The sequence below is a fragment of the Kribbella kalugense genome (assembly GCF_004365875.1).
GTDB classification, from domain to species: domain Bacteria; phylum Actinomycetota; class Actinomycetes; order Propionibacteriales; family Kribbellaceae; genus Kribbella; species Kribbella kalugense.
The window spans coordinates 360,977-379,739 of sequence record NZ_SODF01000004.1; the positions used below are offsets into that span (position 1 = coordinate 360,977).

The 18,763-nt window shown below is 67.2% G+C and carries 19 protein-coding genes, 2 tRNA genes and 1 riboswitch; of the genes, 14 read left to right on the forward strand and 7 right to left on the reverse strand.

The annotated features are described in order from the left end of the window. Positions 1 to 29: 29 nt before the first annotated feature. The 7 genes from EV650_RS38990 to EV650_RS39020 all read left to right on the forward strand — a co-directional run bounded on the left by EV650_RS38990 (position 30) and on the right by EV650_RS39020 (position 5,848). A complete protein-coding gene (locus EV650_RS38990; RefSeq protein ID WP_134124262.1) occupies positions 30 to 428 on the forward strand; it encodes a hypothetical protein in 399 nt (132 codons plus the stop codon). 237 nt (positions 429 to 665) lie between these two features. Continuing rightward, positions 666 to 2,255: a citramalate synthase gene (cimA, locus tag EV650_RS38995; RefSeq protein ID WP_134124263.1), complete on the forward strand. Its 1,590-nt coding sequence runs from the start codon at positions 666 to 668 to the stop codon at positions 2,253 to 2,255. After that, positions 2,252 to 2,494: a hypothetical protein gene (locus tag EV650_RS39000; protein WP_134124264.1), complete on the forward strand. Its 243-nt coding sequence runs from the start codon at positions 2,252 to 2,254 to the stop codon at positions 2,492 to 2,494. The genes cimA and EV650_RS39000 overlap by 4 nt, the downstream gene beginning before the upstream one ends. A gap of 46 nt (positions 2,495 to 2,540) precedes the next feature. Next, positions 2,541 to 2,993, forward strand: coding sequence for a MarR family winged helix-turn-helix transcriptional regulator (locus EV650_RS39005; protein ID WP_202875321.1), 453 nt, complete (start codon positions 2,541 to 2,543; stop codon positions 2,991 to 2,993). Between the two features lie 38 nt (positions 2,994 to 3,031). After that, positions 3,032 to 4,321, forward strand: coding sequence for an MFS transporter (locus EV650_RS39010; protein WP_134124265.1), 1,290 nt, complete (start codon positions 3,032 to 3,034; stop codon positions 4,319 to 4,321). Between the two features lie 12 nt (positions 4,322 to 4,333). After that, positions 4,334 to 4,912 carry an isochorismatase family protein gene (locus tag EV650_RS39015; protein WP_134124266.1) on the forward strand — a complete coding sequence of 193 codons (579 nt, stop codon included), beginning with the start codon at positions 4,334 to 4,336 and terminating at the stop codon, positions 4,910 to 4,912. 78 nt (positions 4,913 to 4,990) lie between these two features. Beyond that, positions 4,991 to 5,848, forward strand: a complete 858-nt coding sequence (locus tag EV650_RS39020; protein ID WP_134124267.1) for an alpha/beta hydrolase — start codon at positions 4,991 to 4,993, stop codon at positions 5,846 to 5,848. A gap of 57 nt (positions 5,849 to 5,905) precedes the next feature. Here EV650_RS39020 and EV650_RS39025 read toward each other — a convergent pair whose 3' ends face one another. From EV650_RS39025 to EV650_RS39040, 4 genes are all read right to left on the reverse strand, one after another. Beyond that, positions 5,906 to 6,946 (reverse strand): ribonucleotide-diphosphate reductase subunit beta, encoded by a 1,041-nt coding sequence (locus EV650_RS39025; protein WP_238174762.1) that lies wholly within the window; start codon positions 6,944 to 6,946, stop codon positions 5,906 to 5,908. Then, entirely contained in the window at positions 6,943 to 9,747 is a 2,805-nt protein-coding gene (locus EV650_RS39030) for a ribonucleoside-diphosphate reductase subunit alpha (protein WP_202875324.1), read from the reverse strand. The genes EV650_RS39025 and EV650_RS39030 overlap by 4 nt, the downstream gene beginning before the upstream one ends. A 187-nt stretch (positions 9,748 to 9,934) precedes the next feature. After that, a riboswitch (cobalamin riboswitch) is annotated at positions 9,935 to 10,105 on the reverse strand. A 57-nt stretch (positions 10,106 to 10,162) separates the two neighbouring features. Then, the gene (locus EV650_RS39035; protein WP_134124269.1) at positions 10,163 to 10,744 is read right to left on the reverse strand and encodes a DinB family protein; all 582 of its coding nucleotides are present in this window, start codon (positions 10,742 to 10,744) and stop codon (positions 10,163 to 10,165) included. Between the two features lie 65 nt (positions 10,745 to 10,809). After that, the gene (locus tag EV650_RS39040) at positions 10,810 to 12,078 is read right to left on the reverse strand and encodes a Fic family protein (protein WP_134124270.1); all 1,269 of its coding nucleotides are present in this window, start codon (positions 12,076 to 12,078) and stop codon (positions 10,810 to 10,812) included. A 133-nt stretch (positions 12,079 to 12,211) separates the two neighbouring features. Between EV650_RS39040 and EV650_RS39045 the strand changes: the two genes are divergently transcribed. Continuing rightward, complete coding sequence (locus EV650_RS39045; RefSeq protein ID WP_134124271.1) at positions 12,212 to 13,036, forward strand: class I SAM-dependent methyltransferase; 825 nt, start codon at positions 12,212 to 12,214, stop codon at positions 13,034 to 13,036. Further along, positions 13,033 to 13,659, forward strand: coding sequence for a class I SAM-dependent methyltransferase (locus tag EV650_RS39050; RefSeq protein ID WP_166678430.1), 627 nt, complete (start codon positions 13,033 to 13,035; stop codon positions 13,657 to 13,659). Before EV650_RS39045 ends, EV650_RS39050 begins: the two co-directional genes overlap by 4 nt. Here EV650_RS39050 and EV650_RS39055 read toward each other — a convergent pair. Genes EV650_RS39055 through EV650_RS39065 form a run of 3 tightly spaced genes read right to left on the reverse strand, consistent with a single transcriptional unit; the run spans position 13,646 to position 15,180 of the window. Then, positions 13,646 to 13,840, reverse strand: coding sequence for a hypothetical protein (locus EV650_RS39055; RefSeq protein ID WP_134124273.1), 195 nt, complete (start codon positions 13,838 to 13,840; stop codon positions 13,646 to 13,648). The two genes, EV650_RS39050 and EV650_RS39055, sit on opposite strands and share 14 nt — an antisense overlap. Before the next feature lie 9 nt (positions 13,841 to 13,849). Then, on the reverse strand, positions 13,850 to 14,701 hold the full coding sequence (locus EV650_RS39060) for a 3-methyladenine DNA glycosylase (RefSeq protein WP_134124274.1): 852 nt from the start codon (positions 14,699 to 14,701) through the stop codon (positions 13,850 to 13,852). Further along, the gene (locus EV650_RS39065; RefSeq protein ID WP_134124275.1) at positions 14,698 to 15,180 is read right to left on the reverse strand and encodes a GNAT family N-acetyltransferase; all 483 of its coding nucleotides are present in this window, start codon (positions 15,178 to 15,180) and stop codon (positions 14,698 to 14,700) included. Before EV650_RS39065 ends, EV650_RS39060 begins: the two co-directional genes overlap by 4 nt. 41 nt (positions 15,181 to 15,221) lie before the next feature. Here EV650_RS39065 and EV650_RS39070 point away from each other — a divergent pair, with 41 nt between their 5' ends. From EV650_RS39070 to EV650_RS39090, 5 genes are all read left to right on the forward strand, one after another. Next, the gene (locus tag EV650_RS39070) at positions 15,222 to 16,010 is read left to right on the forward strand and encodes a fumarylacetoacetate hydrolase family protein (RefSeq protein ID WP_134124276.1); all 789 of its coding nucleotides are present in this window, start codon (positions 15,222 to 15,224) and stop codon (positions 16,008 to 16,010) included. Beyond that, the gene (gene gltX / locus EV650_RS39075; protein ID WP_238174763.1) at positions 16,003 to 17,520 is read left to right on the forward strand and encodes a glutamate--tRNA ligase; all 1,518 of its coding nucleotides are present in this window, start codon (positions 16,003 to 16,005) and stop codon (positions 17,518 to 17,520) included. The genes EV650_RS39070 and gltX overlap by 8 nt, the downstream gene beginning before the upstream one ends. Then, on the forward strand, positions 17,517 to 18,410 hold the full coding sequence (locus EV650_RS39080; RefSeq protein WP_134124277.1) for a CPBP family intramembrane glutamic endopeptidase: 894 nt from the start codon (positions 17,517 to 17,519) through the stop codon (positions 18,408 to 18,410). Before gltX ends, EV650_RS39080 begins: the two co-directional genes overlap by 4 nt. Positions 18,411 to 18,528: 118 nt before the next feature. Then, a tRNA-Gln gene (locus tag EV650_RS39085) sits at positions 18,529 to 18,600 on the forward strand. A gap of 78 nt (positions 18,601 to 18,678) precedes the next feature. Continuing rightward, positions 18,679 to 18,754, forward strand: a tRNA-Glu gene (locus EV650_RS39090). Positions 18,755 to 18,763 lie beyond the last annotated feature (9 nt).

The window sequence follows — 18,763 nt, forward strand, 5'->3', positions numbered from 1 at the left end:
GCAGGTCCGGCCCGATAGGGTCGGGCGGCATGAGCAGCTTCCCGGATGACGTCGACGCCTACTACACGGAGCTCGCCGCGAACCGCGGCTGGTCCGCCGAGACCGTCGCCGCGATCCGGTCGACCGTCGAGCTGATCCGCGACCTGGACCGCGGTACCGCACCGCGGACGTACGGCGCGGTGGCCGACGACCACGGCACCGACTGGCTGTACGAAGCGGTCTGGCACGAGCGCGAGTGGGTCGTCGTCCGGCAGCTCGGCATGGGCGAGGACGGCGAGGTCACGCGGTACTGGTGGCAGCGGCTCGAGGACGAGGAGGGAATGCTCACAGACCAGGCCCTCGACCGGGAGAAGTGGTCCTTGCGGCCGCTGTCCCGCGAAGACTTCTACACCGCGTGGGACGACCCGGGCTGGTCACTTACGGCCTGATTTTTTGGCTGAACTCCAGTACCCGTTGGAGTACTGAATGTTCGTGATGCGAGACATTCTCGTCACCACGCGGACATTGTGTGGCAGACTGCAAAACGTCATGAAGCACTATCGGGTGATTATTTCCTAGGCGCGCTCAGCCAGCCGTACCTGAGCGCGCAGACCTCTCGCACCTTGCGGGAGGTTTTTTGTTTGCCTGATATCGAACCGACAGTCCCCTCCGGAAGGCCGACCCCCATGAGCATCTCGGACGATTTCCACGTCTACGACACGACTCTGCGCGACGGCGCGCAGCAGGAGGGGCTCGCGCTGTCGGTGGCCGACAAGATCGCCATCGCGCACTACCTGGACGAGCTGGGGGTCGGGTTCATCGAGGGCGGCTGGCCGGGTGCGGTGCCCAAGGACACCGAGTTCTTCGAGCGGGCCAGGACCGAGCTGCACCTGCGGAACGCGACGTTCGCGGCCTTCGGCGCGACCCGCAAGCCGGAGACCGCGGCCGCCGACGACCCGCAGGTCGCCGCGCTGCGCGACTCCGGTGCGGGTGTCGTCACACTCGTTGCCAAGAGCCACGATGCGCACGTCGAGCGCGCGCTGCGGACGACGCTCGACGAGAACCTCGCCATGGTCGGCGACACCGTCCGCCACCTGCGTGAGAACGGTCAGCGGGTCTTCCTCGACACCGAGCACTTCTTCGACGGGTACCGCGCCAACCGCGCGTATGCACTCGAAGTAGTACGAGTGGCCGCCGAGGCCGGCGCCGACGTGGTCGCGTTGTGCGACACCAACGGCGGGACATTGCCCCGGGAACTCCAGGACGTCGTACGGGATGTTCTCGAATCCACCGGAGCAAGGCTCGGCATCCACTGTCACAACGACGCCGGCTGCGCGGTGGCGAACTCGATCGCCGCCGTCGAGGCCGGCGTCACGCACGTCCAGGGCACGATCAACGGGTACGGCGAACGCACCGGGAACGCCGACCTGCTCGCGGTCGTCGCCAACCTCGAACTGAAGCGGGAGCAGCAACTGCTCCCACCCGGCAACCTGGCCGAGTCGTTCCGGATCGCGCACGCGATCGCCGAAGTCACGAACGTGCCGCCGTCGACCCGGCAGCCGTACGTGGGCCTGTCCGCGTTCGCCCACAAGGCGGGCCTGCATGCCAGCGCGATCAAGGTGGACCCGGATCTCTACCAGCACACGGATCCGTCCCGGGTCGGCAACGACATGCGGATGCTGGTCTCGGAGATGGCCGGCCGGGCGAGCGTCGAGCTGAAGGGCCGCGAGCTCGGGTTCGACCTCGGCAACGACCGGGAGCTGGTCAGCCGGGTCGCCGATCGGGTCAAGGAGATGGAGTCTCGCGGATACACGTTCGAGTCTGCGGACGCGTCGTTCTCGCTGCTGCTGACCGAGGAGGTCACCGGCGCGCGTGCGTCGTACTTCGACGTCGAGTCGTGGCGGGTGATCACCGAGTCGCGCGCCGACGGCGAGGCGGTGTCCGAGTCGACGGTGAAGCTGGTCGCGGGCGGCGAGCGGGAGATCGTGACGGGGGAGGGGAACGGCCCGGTGAACGCCCTCGACCACGCGCTGCGGACGGCGATCGAGCGGGCCTACCCGGTGGTGAACAAGTTCGAGCTGGTCGACTACAAGGTCCGCATCCTCGACCAGGGCCACGGTACGGACGCCGTTATCAGAGTTCTGATCGAGACCGCGGACGGCGAGGGTTCGTGGGTGACCGTCGGGGTCGGGCACAACATCGTCGAGGCGTCCTGGGAGGCGCTGGTCGACGGCTTCACCTTCGGTCTGCTGCGTCACAAGGAGGTCGTCCGATGAGCCTGCTCGCGGTCGAGCGAACGGTCACAGTTTTCACTGCCACGGTTGTCGAGACCGGCGGGATGCTGGCGCGGATCGCCGTACTGCTGAACCCGTACGACGTTCGCGAGCTCGCGCTGTCGCTGGACCGCGGTGAGCTGCGGATCGTGGTCGAGGGCAACGGCTTCGACGCCGGCCGGGTCTCCGCGCGGCTGCAGAAGGTGATCGGCGTCCTGGACGTCGTCGTCAGCTCGAACTGATCAGTCCAAACTGGACAGTCCAGGCTGTCTAATTTACTGTGGTGGTGTGAGCGAACGGATTTCTGCCTCCGCGGCGCAGGCCGCGAGCGAGGTGCGGGTGGTCTTCGGCCGGGTGAAGCGGCGGCTGAAGGAGCTTGCCGACACCGACGACCTGACCCCGTCGCAGTCCTCGGTGCTGAGCCGGATCGACAAGGACGGGCCGGCGTCGGCCAGCGAACTGGCCACGGCGGAGCGGATCCGGCCGCAGTCGATCGCCGCGATCCTGGCCGCGCTACGCGAGGCGGACCTGATCCAGCGGCACCCGGATCCCCAGGACGGCCGTCGCCAGGTCGTGTCGCTGACCACTGCCGGTCGGCACCGCCTGCAAGGTGATCGCAAGGTCCGGCAGGAATGGCTGGCGCGGACGTTGCAGGACCGCTGCACCGAGGCCGAGCGACTGACCATCCTCAAGGCCCTCGCCCTGCTCGACAACGCCATCGAGGCGGCGACGGAGCGTTGACACAACCGCTCCGCTTTGACCGGAAACTGATCGCACCGATGCTCGTCGGTTCGGTCCTGAATCCGATCAACTCGTCGATGCTTGCGGTGGCGCTGATCCCGATCGGCGCGGCGTTCGGCGTACCTCCGTCGCAGACGGCGTGGCTGGTCACCGGTCTCTACCTCGCTACTGCGGTCGGCCAGCCGGTGATGGGTCGCCTGGTCGACCTGTTCGGGCCGCGGCCGCTCTACCTGATCGCCACGTCGCTGGTCGGAATCGCCGGTCTCCTCGGGGCGCTCGCGCCGAACCTCGGCGTACTCATCGCCTCCCGAGTCCTCCTCGGCTTCGGTACGTCGGCGGCGTACCCAGCGGCGATGTCGCTGATCCGCAGCGAGGCCGACCGCACCGGGATGGATACGCCCGCGGCGATCCTGAGCAGTCTGTCGATCGCGAACCAGGTGATCGCAGTGATCGGCCCGACGCTCGGCGGTCTGCTGATCGGGCTCGGCGGGTGGCACCTGATCTTCACGATCAACGTCCCGCTGTCGATCATCTGCGTCGTACTCGGCTCGCTCTGGCTGCCACGGCGGGCGCGGTCGCGCGGCGCCGGGGGACTGGACTATGCGGGGATCGCGTTGTTCACCGCGACGCTGGTTTCGTCGATGCTGTTCCTGATGCAACCGCGAGTGTCGCGGTGGTACTTGCTGGTGCTCGCGCTGGTTCTTGGCGTTGCGTTCGTGGTCGCGCAGCTCCGGGTGCTGGCTCCGTTCATCGATCTGCGGGTACTGGGTGGCAACCGCCCATTGATCCTGACGTACTCCCGGCAGGTGCTCGCGTTCGTCGGCACGTACTCGTTCCTCTACGGCTTCACCCAATGGCTCGAGGAGGGCCGCGGTCTCGGTGCCTCGTCGGCCGGACTCCTTCTACTGCCACTGTCCTTGGCCGCCGTCCTGGTCACCGCGTTCACCGGCCGGAGTGCGCAGATCCGCGGCAAGCTCGTTGCCGGAAGCATCGTTCTGGTCCTGGCCGCGACCGCCCAGCTGTTCGTTGGAGCGAGTACGCCGATCTGGATCCTCGCTCTGGTCGGCGTCATCGCCGGCGTTCCCCAAGGCCTCAACAACCTGGCCAACCAGACTGCCCTTTACAAGCAGGCCGATCCGACCCGGATCGGCTCGTCCGCGGGCCTGCTGCGCACCTGCGTGTACGTCGGTGCGCTCATCTCGGCCGCGGCCAACGCCCACTTCTTCCAGTACGGCGCGACAACGGCCGGACTGCACGACCTGGCGATCTTCCTGCTCGTCGTGTCCGGTCTGCTCGTGCTGGTCACCCTCCTGGAACTACCCGAATAGAGAGGTTCACCCGTGTCCGTCACCACCCTTGACCCGAAGACCGCCCTGGTCGTCATCGACCTGCAGAACGGTGTCGCCGTACTCCCCGGTGCGCCGCACAGCACGGCCGACGTGATCAGCAAGACCGTCGAGCTCGCCGACGCCTTCCGTAAGCACGACCTTCCGGTGGTTCTGGTTCGGGTCAGCTTTGCCGCGGACGGCGCCGATCGGCTGACCGGTCGCACCGAACAGGCATCCCGTGCGGCCGGTGGTACGCCGCCGCCCGGAGCCGACCAGATCGTCGACCAGCTGGCCGGCAACGCTGACGACATCATCGTCACCAAGCGGAACTGGGGTGCTTTCCACGGCACCGATCTCGACGTACACCTGCGTCGCCGTGGGATCACGCAGATCGTGCTGACCGGTGTCGCCACCAGCATCGGCGTCGAGTCGACCGCGCGTGCGGCGTACGAGCACGGCTACCACGTCACGCTTGCCACCGACGCGATGACCGACCTCGCTGCGGAGTCCCACGAGCACTCGCTGACACGGATCTTCCCTCGGCTCGGGGAGTCCGGCACGACCGCGGAGATCATCGCCCTGCTTGGCTGAATTCGGTAGGTCAGCTGCCCATGGTCAGGCCGGTCTTGCGCGACTAGCGTCGCGACCATACAAGCCCTAGGAGGCAGCATGTCGCTCACCGATCGCGAGCAGTCCGAGGTCGAGCAGGCGAACGCGTCCGGCAAGCAACCCGTGGTGTTCATCCATGGTCTCTGGCTGCTCTCCAGCAGCTGGGATCGGTGGCGGCGACTGTTCGAGGCCAACGGCTACAGCACGGTCGCGCCCGGCTGGCCGGACGACCCGGAGACGGTCGCGGAAGCGCGCGATCACCCCGAGGTGTTCGCGCACAAGATGGTGCAGGCTGTCACTGATCACTACCTCGATGCGATCGGCCGGCTGAACGAGAAGCCTGCTGTCGTGGGGCATTCGTTCGGCGGTCTGATCGCGCAGAAGATCGCGGGGGAGGGCGCGTCGGCCGTCACGGTGGCGATCGATCCGGCTCCGGGTCGCGGCGTACTGCCGTTGCCGGCGTCGGCGCTGAAGTCGGGTTCGCCGGTGCTGGGGAACCCGGCGAACGCGCGGCGGTCGGTGACGCTGACGTTCGACGAGTTCAAGTACGGCTGGGCGAACAACCTCGACGAGGAGGAGGCCCGGCAGTTGTACGACGAGTTCCACGTCGCGGCGTCCGGCGTACCGATCTTCCAGGCCGCGGTTGCGAACTTGAACCCGTTCAGCGAGACCAAGGTCGACTACAAGGCCGAGAACCGTGGGCCGATCCTGCTGATCTCCGGAGAGAAGGACCACACCGTCCCGCATGCGATCACGCACGCGGCGTACAAGCAGCACAGCAAGAACACCGGCGTGACTGAGTTCGTCGAAATACCGGGACGTGGTCACTCGCTCGTGATCGACCACGGCTGGGAAGAAGTCGCTCGCACCGCACTCGACTTCATCCGCAAACAAGGCCCGGCGGAACACTCCGGTTAGCTCTGAGGCGGGAGGCCCGCGGGGCGGCGAGTTGCGCCGCGGGCCTCCCAGTTCGGGTCAGTCCCAGCTTAGTCCGCTGGAGGACTGGTACTCGATGACGCGTGTTTCGAAGAAGTTCTTCTCCTTCTTCAGGTCCATCACCTCTGACATCCAGCCGAACGGGTTCCGCGTTTCACCGAAGATCGGATCGATACCGATCTGTTCTGCGCGGCGGTCGGTGACGAAGTGCATGTACTGCTCGCAGAGCTCGGACGTCAGGCCGAGCATCCCGTTCGGCATCGTGGCGCGACCGTACGCGACTTCCAGCTCGCATGCCTCGGCCAGCATCTGACGGACCTCGGCCTGGAACGCGGCCGTCCACAGGTGCGGGTTCTCCTGCTTGATCTGGTTGATGCAGTCGATGCCGAAGTTCAGGTGGATCGACTCGTCCCGCAGAATGTACTGGTACTGCTCGGCGATGCCGACCATCTTGTTCCGCCGGCCGAGCGACAGGATCTGCGCGAACCCGGTGTAGAACCACATCCCCTCGAAGACCACGTAGAACGCGATCAGGTCCCGCAGGAACGCGGTGTCGGCCTCCGGCGTACCCGTCCGGAAGTCCGGGTCCTCCAGATGCTGGGTGTATTTCAGCGCCCAGGCATCCTTGTCGGAGATCGACGGCACCTCGCGGTACATGTTGAACAGCTCGCCCTCGTCGAGCCCGAGCGACGTACAGATGTACTGGAAGGTGTGGGTGTGCACTGCCTCCTCGAACGCCTGGCGCAGCAGGTACTGCCGGCACTCGGGGTTGCTCAGCTGACGGTAGACCGCGAGCACGATGTTGTTCGCCACCAGGGACTCCGCGGTGGCGAAGAACCCGAGGTTGCGCTTGAGCATCAGCCGCTCGTCCTCGGTCAGGCCGTCCTTCGACTTCCACAGGGAGATGTCGGCCTGCATCGAGACCTCGGTCGGCATCCAATGGTTGTTGCATGCGGCAAGGTATTTCTCCCAGGCCCACGTGTACTTCAACGGCAGCAGCTGGTTGACGTCGGCCCGCGAGTTGATCATCGCCTTGTCGGCGACCTCGACCCGGGCCGCTCCGATCGAAATGGCGCTCACTGGCAGGCCTCGCAGTCCGGGTCGTCGATGGAGCAGACAGCTCCGGTGGGCTCGGGCAGCGGCATGTCGACCGGCACCGGGACAGACACGGGTACGGCGTTGAGGCGGCCGTCGGTGCCCTTCAGTGTCGACTTCTCCACATGGGTTGCTGACTGGGAACGCAGGTAATAAGTCGTCTTGAGGCCATAGCGCCACGCCGATCGGTACAGCTCGTCCAGCGCACGACCCGACGGCTTGGCCATGTACAGGTTCAGCGACTGCGCCTGGTCGATCCACTTCTGCCGGCGCGATGCCGCCTTGATCAGCCACTGCGGTTCGATCTCGAACGCCGTCGCGTACAGCTCCCGCAGGTCCGACGGGATCCGCTCGATTCCGGCCAGCACGCCGTCGTGGTACTTCAGATCCGACACCATCACCTGGTCCCACAGTCCGCGCGCCTTCAGGTCGGCGACCAGGTACGGGTTGGCGACGGTGAACTCACCGGACATGTTCGACTTCACGAACAGGTTGCTGTACGTCGGCTCGATCGACTGGCTCACCCCGCAGATGTTGGAGATCGTCGCGGTCGGCGCGATCGCCATCACGTTCGAGTTCCGCATGCCGTCGCGGAGCACCTTCTGACGCAGCGACTCCCAGTCCAGCTTGGTGGTCTCGTCCAGGATCACGTCACCACCGCGGGCCGTCTTCAGCAGGTCGAGCGAGTCGATCGGCAGGATCCCGAGACTCCACAGCGATCCGTCGTACGTCGAGTAGCGGCCGCGCTCGGCCGCGAGCTCACTCGACGCCTCGATCGCGTGGTAGCTGATCTGCTCCATCGAGCTGTCCGCGAACTCGACCGCGGCGTCCGAGGAGTACGGGATCCGCAGCGCGAACAGCGCGTCCGCGAAACCCATCAGCCCGAGGCCGACCGGGCGGTGCCGCTGGTTCGCCCGCTCCGACTCGGGGGTGGTGTAGAAGTTCACGTCGATGACGTTGTCGAGCATCCGGACCGCGGTCTTCACCGTGTCCCGGAGCAGGTCGGCGTCGAGGCCGTTCTCGGTCAGGTGCGCGACCAGGTTGACCGAGCCCAGGTTGCAGACCGCGGTCTCCTCGACGCTGGTGTTGAGGGTGATCTCGGTGCACAGGTTCGACGAGTGGACGACGCCGTTGTGCTGCTGCGGCGAACGCAGGTTGCAGGCGTCCTTGAAGGTGATCCACGGGTGCCCGGTCTCGAACAGCACAGTCAGCATCCGCCGCCACAGGTCCACGGCCTTGACCCGCTTGAAGACCTGGATCTCGCCACGATCCGCAGCCGCCTCGTACCCGGCGTACGCCTCGGCGAACGCCGTGCCGTACAGGTCGTGCAGGTCCGGCACCTCGTTTGGCGAGAACAGCGTCCAGTCACCGCCGGCCTCGACCCGCTGCAGAAACAGATCCGGCACCCAGTTCGCCGTGTTCATGTCATGTGTACGCCGCCGCTCGTCCCCGGTGTTCTTCCGAAGATCAAGAAACTCCTCGACATCGATATGCCAAGTCTCCAAATACGCACACACCGCCCCCTTCCGTTTTCCGCCTTGATTCACTGCTACCGCGGTGTCGTTGGCGATTTTCAGGAACGGGACGACGCCTTGGGATTCGCCGTTGGTGCCGCGGATGTGGGCGCCGATGCCGCGGACCGGGGTCCAGTCGTTGCCGAGACCGCCGGAGTACTTCGCGAGCAGGGCGTTGTTGCGGATGCCGTGGAAGATGCCGGCCAGGTCGTCGTCGACCGTGGTCAGGAAGCACGACGACAGCTGCGGCCGGGTGGTGCCGGAGTTGAACAGGGTCGGCGTCGACGACATGAAGCGGAACGAGCTGAGCAGCTCGTAGAACTCGATCGCCCGCGCCTCCCGGTCGTCCTCGCGCAGCGCCATCCCCATCGCGACGCGCAGGAAGAACGCCTGCGGCAGCTCGTAGCGCACCTTGCCGATGTGCAACAGGTAGCGGTCGTACAGCGTTTGCAGGCTGAGGAAGGTGAAGTTCAGATCCGCCTCGGGCCTGATCGCGGCGGCGAGCCGGTCGAGGTCGAAGGTGGCGAGCTCGGGGTCGAGCTGCCCGGCCTCGATCCCGACCTGGATGTACTTCGGGAAGTAGTCGACGTAGGCGTCGGTCATGTCGGCTTGGCTGGCCTGCTGCGGCTCGCCGTGGACCCTGCCGAGCGCCTCGCGCCGGATCTGATCCTGGAGTAGCCGGGACGCGGCGAAGCTATACTGCGGCTCGGTCTCGACGTACGACCGGGCGGCCATCACCAGCGCGAGGTCGACCTCGTGCTGCGCGATGCCGTCGTAGCAGGCGCCGAGCGTCTCGTTGAGGATCAGCTCGGGGTCGACCGCGTCCAGCCCGGCGGCCGCCTCGGCGACGACCACCCGGAGCCGGTCGATGTCGAGTGGGGCCTGGCTGCCGTCGGCCGCGCGAACCGTCAGCGCCGGCTTCTCGGTGACACCGGCCGCGTCGGCCGGAGTACGTGCCTTCGTCCGCTCCTCGCGGTACAGGACGTAGGCGCGGGCGACCTGATGCTCGCCCGCGCGCATCAGCGCCAGCTCGACCTGGTCCTGGATGTCCTCGACCTGCACACTGCGGCGTGAGTCGCCGCGGCTGGTCAGGACACCCACGACCCGGCCGGTCAGGTCGGTCACCAGGTCGCGGACCCGGTGGGTGGCGCCGGCGTCGGAGCCCTCGACCGCGAGGAACGCCTTCGTCACGGCGACGGAGATCTTGGTGGCGTCGAACGGCGTACTGCTGCCGTCGCGACGGATGACGGTGAGCTCGATCGGCTGGTCCACCGCGGTCCCTGAAACTGGGGACGGGGAGGCAGCCGTTGAGGAAGCAAGGGTCACAGGTGTGTTCTCCACAAGAGTTCGGGAGCCCGGGACAACGCGAGCAGGCGCACGACGAGACCGGCAGCACCGGCCGGGATCACTGCCGTCACGCCCTGCGACCCACCCGCGAGGTCTCGGACAGCGGGCACCGGCGGTGCCCGCGCCGATGGCAGGTATCCGGACTCGCGGACGCCGTACGACAGCACGTCCGCTCACCGTTGCGGGGCAGCTCCGGAGTTGCACCGGATTCCCCTGTTGCCTCGGAATGACCCACATCTTGTGGTGCAAGCCACTCCGAACCACCAGCAGTAGTGATGCTAGACGGACGGATCTAGATCTTGTGGTAGCGCCACGCCGCGTGTCGCACATCTTGTGGTCCTCACGCCGCGACCGCATAGAGATCCTGGAGCGTCATGATCTCGGAGCCGTGATGGATCAGCTCGCGGTTCAGCCGCAGTACGACGTGACCGAACGGCTCGCCGGCGTCGAGCTCGTTGGCCCGGCTCAGGCCGACCGTCATCACCTCGTCCTCATCCAAGGCCGCGATCGCGTCCTGCCAGGCCTCGACCCAGTAGGTCAACCAGGCGACTGCGTCCTGCGCGTTGCCATGCAGGGTGATGTCGGCGCGGCCCTGTGCGCTGGCCCCGAACGTCCACTCCCAGCGCTCGAAGAACGTCTCGGTCAGGTGGGCGATCAGCCAGGCGATCGTCCGTGGACCACGATGGTCCGGTTCGTCCGGCCACTGCGCGACCCACTCGCCGGACCCGAGTGATCGGAACTGCCCGGCGTAATGCCGCCGTACGACGGTCAAGGCCTCGCTGCTCGGCCGCCAGAAGTACTGATCGTCGGTCAACTGCGCGAGTCGGCCGGACAGCACCATCCAGCTGAAGCCGAGCTGGCCGCGGACCATGGCCATCGCCGACCGCCGATGCAGGATGTCCCAGTCGAACGCCTCCGACATCACATCTCCCCTGTACGATCGAACATGTGTTCGAATTCTTGCTCGATCTGGAGACGAAAGTCAATTCACTGGTGTGTCGGTTCTGGCCTCGACGGGACGGGTCTGCTAGGCGGCTCGATCCGCGTATCGGCGGCCGGGCTGGCGAAGCGGCGTTCGAGCAGGGTGAAGGCGTCGATGAGCTCGGGCGCTTCGTAGACGCGGTTGCGCCGACCGTCGGTGACCTCGCGCAGGACGCGCGCCTCGACGAGCCGGGCGAGGCCTTGATTGGCGGCCTGCTGGGATCGGTCGATGAGCAGAGCCGCGGCGGCGAGCGTGAGGACCGGCGCGGCGGGCAGCGCGTCGATCAGGAGGTCGGTCGCGGAGCCGGCCCGGACCGGCGCGGCGCGTTCTCGCCAGGAGGTCTTGAGGTCGACGGCGGTCTGTTCGAAGCGGGCAGCTTCCGCGGTCGCGTGCGTACAGGCCATTGCGAACATGTGCAGCCACGGGTTCGCCGCCGCTCGGGCCTTCGCGGTCGTCGCGCGACCGACGTACCTGAAGGCGGTCAAGGTGTCGACGTACTCGGCGGCGTGCGTGGCGAGCGAGAGCGAGACCGGCGGGACGGTGCGGGTGACGAGGCCTTCGGCGCGCAGGATCAGGTGGATCAGCGCACGGCCGGTCCGGCCGTTCCCGTCGGCGAAGGGGTGGATGGTCTCGAACTGGGCATGCGCGATCGCGGTCTTGGCGAGCACCGGCAGTCGCGACTCGCGGACGAACGTCATCAGGTCCGCGAGCAACTCGGGGAGCAGTTGCGCCGGCGGCGGGACGTAGTACGCCTCGGCGGGGGAGCGGCCGCCGATCCAGTTCTGCAGGTAGCGGATCTCGCCGGCGAACTCCGCGTGCGGCGACAGCGCCATCAGCCGGCGATGCGCCTCGAGCAGGTGCTCGACCTCGAGCTTGTCGCCGGCCTGGACGGACTCGGTCACCCAGGTCATCGCGTCGACCGCGCCCAGGACCTCCTCGGCGGTCACGTCCCGCGTCGTCTCCCGCAGTACGTCGGCCTTCAGCAACCGTCGCGCCCCGACGACGAGCCCTTCGATGTGCGACGAGCCGACGGCCTCGGCCCGTAGGAGCAGCCGCGCCAGCGCCTCGCTGTTGGTCAGGACGGCCGCGGTCGCGTCCAGCCGGGCCAGATCGCCGGCGGCGTCCTCGAGCACCGCGAGTACGTCGTCACTCAGGTCGAAGTCGCGGCCGACCAGCGGATCGGGGATGTACAGCTCGTACGACCCGCCGAGCCGCTCCGCCCGGGTGAACCCGTCCGGGTGCCCGGGCCACCGGTGCAACTCCACCTTCGCCATACCCTTATTCAACCTTATCCACAAACCTTGAACAAGCCCTGTGAATCCTGTGGACCCAAGCGGATCGTCCTGTGGACCCGCCTGTGGACAGGCTCGGCGGTGAGTGGACCCGGGCTTAGGCAGACTGGGCGGCGTGACTTTGGATGCGCAAGCGCGGGAGATGGTGGCCGCCAACGAGGCTGATTGGAATGCTCGGGCGCCGTTGCATGCGGCGAGCGACTTCTACGATCGGCCGGCGGAGTTCTGGTTCGCCGAGTATGAGTGGGAGGATCTCGGGCCGCTCGAGGGTCGCGACGTACTGCATCTGCAGTGTCATCTGGGCACGGAGACGATCGAGTTCGCGCGGCGGGGTGCGCGGACGACCGGGCTCGACCTCTCGGAGAAGTCGCTGGAGGCTGCCCGCGAGATCGCAAATGATGCGGGCGTCGAGGTCGACTACGTGCATGCGAACGTCTACGACGCAGCCGAGGCGGTGGGCGATCGGCAGTTCGACATCGTCTATACCGGCAAGGGCGCGCTCTGTTATCTGCCCGATCTGAAGCAGTGGGCCGAGGTCGTCCGCGACCTCCTCAAGCCGGGCGGCGCGCTCTACATCGTCGAGTTCCACCCGTTGCTGAACGCACTCCGCGAGGTCTCCCTGCCCGGTGAGACCGACGAGCTCGTGCTCCGCGCCGACTACCTGGAAGGCCGCGGTCCGATCGCCCACGAATCCACTGTCACGTACACCGGCGACGAGGTCCCCGGCCGCCAAACCAGCTACGAATGGCGCCACGGCCTAGGCGAGATCACCACCACGCTCGCCGCCACCGGCCTCCACCTCACCAGCCTCCGCGAGTCCGAAGTACTCCCATGGCCCCGCTGGCCCCACATGCACCAAACCCCCAACGGCTGGTGGCGCCTACCCGACGAGTCCCCCCGCATCCCACTCCTCTTTGCACTGAAAGCAACCAAGTCATGAGCCGCAGCGAGCGCGAGCAGGACCTGATCACCTACTACTCCAACGAGATCCAGGCCCGCACCGACCGGGCTTTACCGGACCAGCGAGTCGCCCGGCGTACGGCGTACCTGCAGCAACTGCGCGACGAAGGACGGCACAGCGTCATCGAGCTCGGCTGCGGCCCGGGGCGCGATGGGCAGGCCATTGCCGACGCGGGTTTCGCCTACACCGCCGTGGATCTCTCGCCGGCGAGCGTCGAGGCGTGCCGGTCGCTCGGACTGGATGCGCGGGTGGCGTCGGTTCTCGAGCTGCCGTTCGGGGACGGGACGTTCGACGCCGGCTGGACGATGAGCACGCTGCTGCACGTCGCCGACGAGGATCTGGACGAAGCGCTGGCGGAGATCGTCCGCGTACTGCGTCCTGGCGCGCCGCTGGCGATCGGGCTCTGGGGGAGTGCGGACGGTCGCGAGGAAGTCTTTGAGGACGGCCAAGGCTATGGAGCCGGGCGGTTCTTCAGCATCCGCACCGACGAGGCGTTACGGACCGCGCTCGAGCGGTACGGCGTCGTGGAGGAGTGGCTCACCTGGGACGACGGGCAAGCCATGCACTACCAGTGGGCAGTGCTACGGGTCAGCGCTTCTTAGGGCCGCGGTAGGCGACGTAGATCAGGGCTACGCCGAAGGCCATCACGATGGGGCCGATGGTGGCCCACATGGTGCTGCCGGTCATTGAGCTGCCTTTGAGGTAGCCCAGGCCCTGGAAGGTCCAGACGCCGCCGATTGCGATCAGCAGTGCAGCAAAGGCGACAGCGACGAACTTTCCCATGCGGCGAGCCTAGCCGAGAAGCTGGTCGCAGACGGCTACGAGTTGGCGGCGAAGCGGGCGGGCGCGGTCCGCGAAGGCTCGTTGGGCGGCGGTGTACTCCGCCTTGCCGTCGGGCGTCTCGATCTGGACCGGGGCGTACCCGAGCGGCGAGAGGTCGTACGGCGATGCACGCATGTCGAGGGTGCGGATGTCCCGGGCCAGCTCGAAGCACTCCAAAACCAAGGAGCTCGGGGTGAAGGGCATCAGCTTGGTCGCCCATTTGTAGAGGTCCATGTTCGCGTGCAGGCAGCCGCCCTGCTCCAGAGCCGGCTGGGACTCGCGGGTCGGCTGGAGCACGTTCAAAGGCCTGGCGGGAGTGGTGAAGAAGCGAAACGCGTCGAAGTGCGAGCAGGCGATCTTGTGCGACTCGACGACCTGATCGGTGCCCTCGGCACCTAACCGCAGCGGCCACTTCTGATGCCGTACGTCGGACGTCCGGTAGACCATCGCCCACTCGTGCAGACCGAAGCACCCGAACTGTGGTTGGCGATCCAGCGTGGACCCGAGCAGCCCGCGGATCCAGGTGATGCTGTCTGCTCGGCGTACGACTTCCAAAGGATCCAGAGACGCAGTCCCGTCGACGACCACATAACCGCGACGTTCGCCGTACGGCGCAGCATCCAGAAGGCGGACACCAGGTCCGGGGTGCCAGACCCGGAGCTGATTCGGCCTCACCGAGTAATAGGTGAAGAGGAAGTCCTCGACCGGATGGGCTTCGCGGCGCTTCTGCCGGTCGAGGTGGCCGACCACCAGAGCGTCGACGCGGGCTGAGTGGTCTGCCGCGTACGACGACCATTCGGCGAACGGCAGCGTGACAGTCACAGGTCCAGGGCGAACGCGAAGAGGTCGACGCCGGCGATGGGGGACCAGTCGCGTTCGGGGGTGTGGACGAAGCCGAGGCGCTCGTAGATGCGGTGGGCTGTGGTCATGTAGGTCGCGCTGCTCATCACGACCCGGTGGAGCCCGAGTTCGCGGGTTCGCTCGATGCAGCGCTCGGTCAGCGCCGTCCCGATCCCGAGGCCGCGCGCGCGTCCGGCGACTCCGAGCATCCGGAACTCGCCCTCGTCGTCGAGCCCGATCTCCCGGTAGACGGAGCCGACAGGACAGTAGGTAACAGTGCCGAGCAGACCGGACGAGTCCGCCGCGACCCACAGCTCGGCCTTGGCCGCTCGGTCGGCGGCTGCACGCAATGTCATCGCGTAGTCACCGCGGACGTAACCGTTGTGCGAGTACGCGTCGACAGTCAGTTCGCCGACGGCGTCGTACTCCTCGGGCAGGGCCGGCCGGATGTCGATCGTCACCGGATAACTGTCTCATTCCCGTGCGACGGTAGGCTCGGCCCGTGCGTATTGCCAGATTCTCCGTGGACGACGAGCCGAAGTACGGCGTCGTCGAGACCGACGACCCCGAGGGGCTCACCGGCACTGTCAACGTTCTCGACTCGGACCCGCTGTATCGGCCGGTCCAGTTCACCGGGGAGAAGCTGCAACTCGCCGACGTCCGGCTGCTCGCGCCGGTGATCCCGCGCAGCAAGGTGGTCTGCGTCGGGCGGAACTACGCGGCCCATGCCGCCGAGCTCGGCAACGACGTACCGGAACAGCCGCTGATCTTCCTGAAGCCGAACACCAGCGTGATCGGCCCGCGGGACGGCATCGTCTACCCCGAGCAGACCCACGACCTGAACTTCGAGGGCGAGCTCGCGATCGTGATCGGCCGGATCTGCCGCGACCTGCCCAAGGAGCGGGTCAACGAGGTGATCTTCGGCTACACGATCGCGAACGACGTGACGGCTCGCGACCTGCAGAAGAGCGACGGGCAGTGGGCCCGGGCCAAGGGGTACGACACGTTCTGCCCGCTCGGCCCGTGGATCACGACCGAGCTCGACGCGTCCGACGTACGCGTCTCGACGGAGCTGAACGGCGAGCCCAAGCAGGACGGGCGGACGTCGCAGTTCATCTTCGACATCCCGGAGGTGCTGGCCTACATCACCTCCTTCACCACGCTGCTGCCCGGCGACGTGGTCCTCACCGGCACCCCGGCGGGGGTCGGCCCGATGCTGCCCGGCGACGAGGTCTCGGTCAGCGTCGAAGGAATCGGAACTCTGACGAACAAGGTGATCGTGCGTGACTGACCGGGCTGACGATGTGCTGGGCGACCTGGAGCCGAGCAAGGTACGGGTGCGGTTCCCACCGTCGCCGACCGGTCTGCTGACCGTCGGCAACATCCGCAGTGCGCTGTTCAACTGGGCCTTCGCCCGGCACTACGGCGGCAAGCTGATCCTGCGGATCGAGGACACCGACACCGCGCGCAACACCGACGAGGGCTACACCTACACCTACAACTCGCTGCGCTGGCTCGGTCTGAACTGGGACGAGGGTCCCGAGGTCGGCGGTGAGTACGGTCCGTACCTGCAGTCCGAGCGGATGGACATTTACGCCGACGTCGTCGCCAAGCTGCTCGCGGCGGGCAAGGCGTACCACTGCTACTGCTCGCAGGAGGAGCTCGACCAGCGTCGCGAGGCCGCGCGCACGGCCGGCCAGCACAGCGGGTACGACGGGCATTGCCGCAACCTGACGCCGGAGCAGATCCAGGCGTACGTCGACGAGGGCCGGCGGCCCGTGGTCCGGCTGCGGATGCCGGACCGGCCGATCGTGTTCGAGGACCTGGTCCGCGGCGAGATCACCTTCCTGCCGGAGAACCTCGGCGACTACGTCCTGGTCCGGGCGAACGGCTACCCGCTCTACCCGCTGGTGAATCCGGTGGACGACGCGCTGATGGACATCACCCACGTGCTCCGTGGTGAGGACCTGCTGCCCTCGACGCCGCGGCAGATCGCGCTGTACGAGGCGCTCGCCGACATCGGCGTCGGCAGCGGCCGGACCCCGCGGTTCGGCCACCTGCCGTTCGTGATGGGCGAGGGCAACAAGCGGCTCTCCAAGCGGGACAAGGGTTCCGGTCTCGGTGAGTACATGGAGCGCGGCTTCCTGCCCGAGGGCCTGCTCAACTATCTGGCGCTGCTCGGTTGGTCGATCGCCGACGACCGCGACGTGTTCACGATGGACGAGATGGTCGAGGCCTTCGACATCCGCAAGGTGAATTCGAACTCGGCCCGGTTCGATCCGAAGAAGTGCGAGGCGATCAACGCCGCGCACATGCGGATGCTGCCGGCCGACGAGTTCGCGTCCCGGATGGTGCCGTTCCTGGCGCAGGGTGGGGTGCTGCCGGCCGAGCCGTCGGCGGATCAGCTTGCCGTGCTGAATGCCGCCGTACCGCTGGTGCAGGAGCGGATGAACACGCTGTCGGAGTCCGTCGACATGCTCGGCTTCCTGTTCGTCGACGACGCCCAGTTCACCATCGACCCCGACGCTGCGGCGAAGGTCCTGACCGGTGACGCGGGCGCCGTCCTCGAGGCCTCGGCCAAGGCGCTCGCGGACGTCGAATGGAACACCGAGGCGATCGAGGCTGCCCTGCGGGCGTCGCTGATCGACGGGCTCGGGCTGAAGCCGAAGAACGCGTTCGGCCCGGTCCGGGTAGCGATCTCCGGTCGCCGGATCTCGCCGCCGCTGTTCGAATCGCTGGAACTGCTCGGCCGCGAGAAGTCCCTCCGCCGGCTCGAGCAGGCTCGCCGTACGACGTCATGACCGTGCAGGACAAGTTGCAGGGTCGGTCGCGGTATCAGGACCTGCTCCGGAATCCTGATGCTCCCCGGGCGTACGTCGTCCTCGGGGCGCTGACGATTCTGGTCGGCTGGATGATCGCGAGCGTGATCATCCTGAGCGTCCAGCAGGCGATCCGGACCGATCCCGAGGGCACGCTCTCGTGGTTCGGGCTGCTGGCGACGAACCTGTCGCTGATCGTGCTGATCCCGCTCAGCATCCTGGTCGCCCGGAAGCTCAACCGGCAACCGCGAGGGCTGCTGTCCTCGGTGGCCGGCGGGCTTCGGTGGCGGGCGCTGGCCTGGTTCGCGCTGGCGGCGATCGTGATCGAGCTGCTGGCGCTGGCGATCGTCCAGTTCGGCGACATCCAGCTCGCTACCGGGGAGCGGCACAGCGGTGGCGCCGCGCCCGATGCGGCCGCGGTGATCGTCGTCACGCTGCTCACGTCGACGTTCCAGTCCGCGGGGGAGGAGTACTACTTCCGCGGCTACATGCTGCAGGCGATGGGCGCGCTGATCCGGAGTACGGCGATCGTGGTCGTGGTGACCGCTCTGCTGTTCACGGCGGCGCACGGGATCTGGCCGTGGCAGAGCCCGGCGTTGTTCGTCGACCGGCTCGCGTTCGGCCTGGTCGCGGCGGTGCTCGCCGTACGCACGGGTGGTCTGGAGGCCGGGATCGCCGGACACGCGGCGAACAACGTGGTCACGTTCGTCTTCGCGGCGCTGACCAACACGGTCGGCGCCAGCCTCGGTGTGAAGGACGCGCCGTGGTCGCTGGTGACGGTCGATGTGGTCAAGTTTGTGGTCTTCGGTGCGGTCGCTTTGTGGATCGCGGGCCGGCTCGGCCTGACCGCCGATGCCAAGAAACGGGTGTGACGGGAGTGACAACCCGCCGGGGCCGACCCGTTTTGGCGTCCGGTCCCTGCCTCGGGTAAGCTCTCCGAGCCGGGTTGGTGAGGGCGGAAACAACCTCCCAGCTACGGTGAAATGCCTTTGGGGTATGGGGTAATTGGCAGCCCGTCTGATTCTGGTTCAGTTAGTCTAGGTTCGAGTCCTAGTACCCCAGCGGATTGGACCGCGCCGGTGAGAATCGGTAGAGTTCAACCTCGTTGCCCGGGCCGAGAGGCCCGGCTGACAATCCTCTGGCCCCGTTGTGTAGCGGCCTAGCACGCCGCCCTCTCAAGGCGGTAGCGCGGGTTCGAATCCCGTCGGGGCTACCAGAGTGAAAG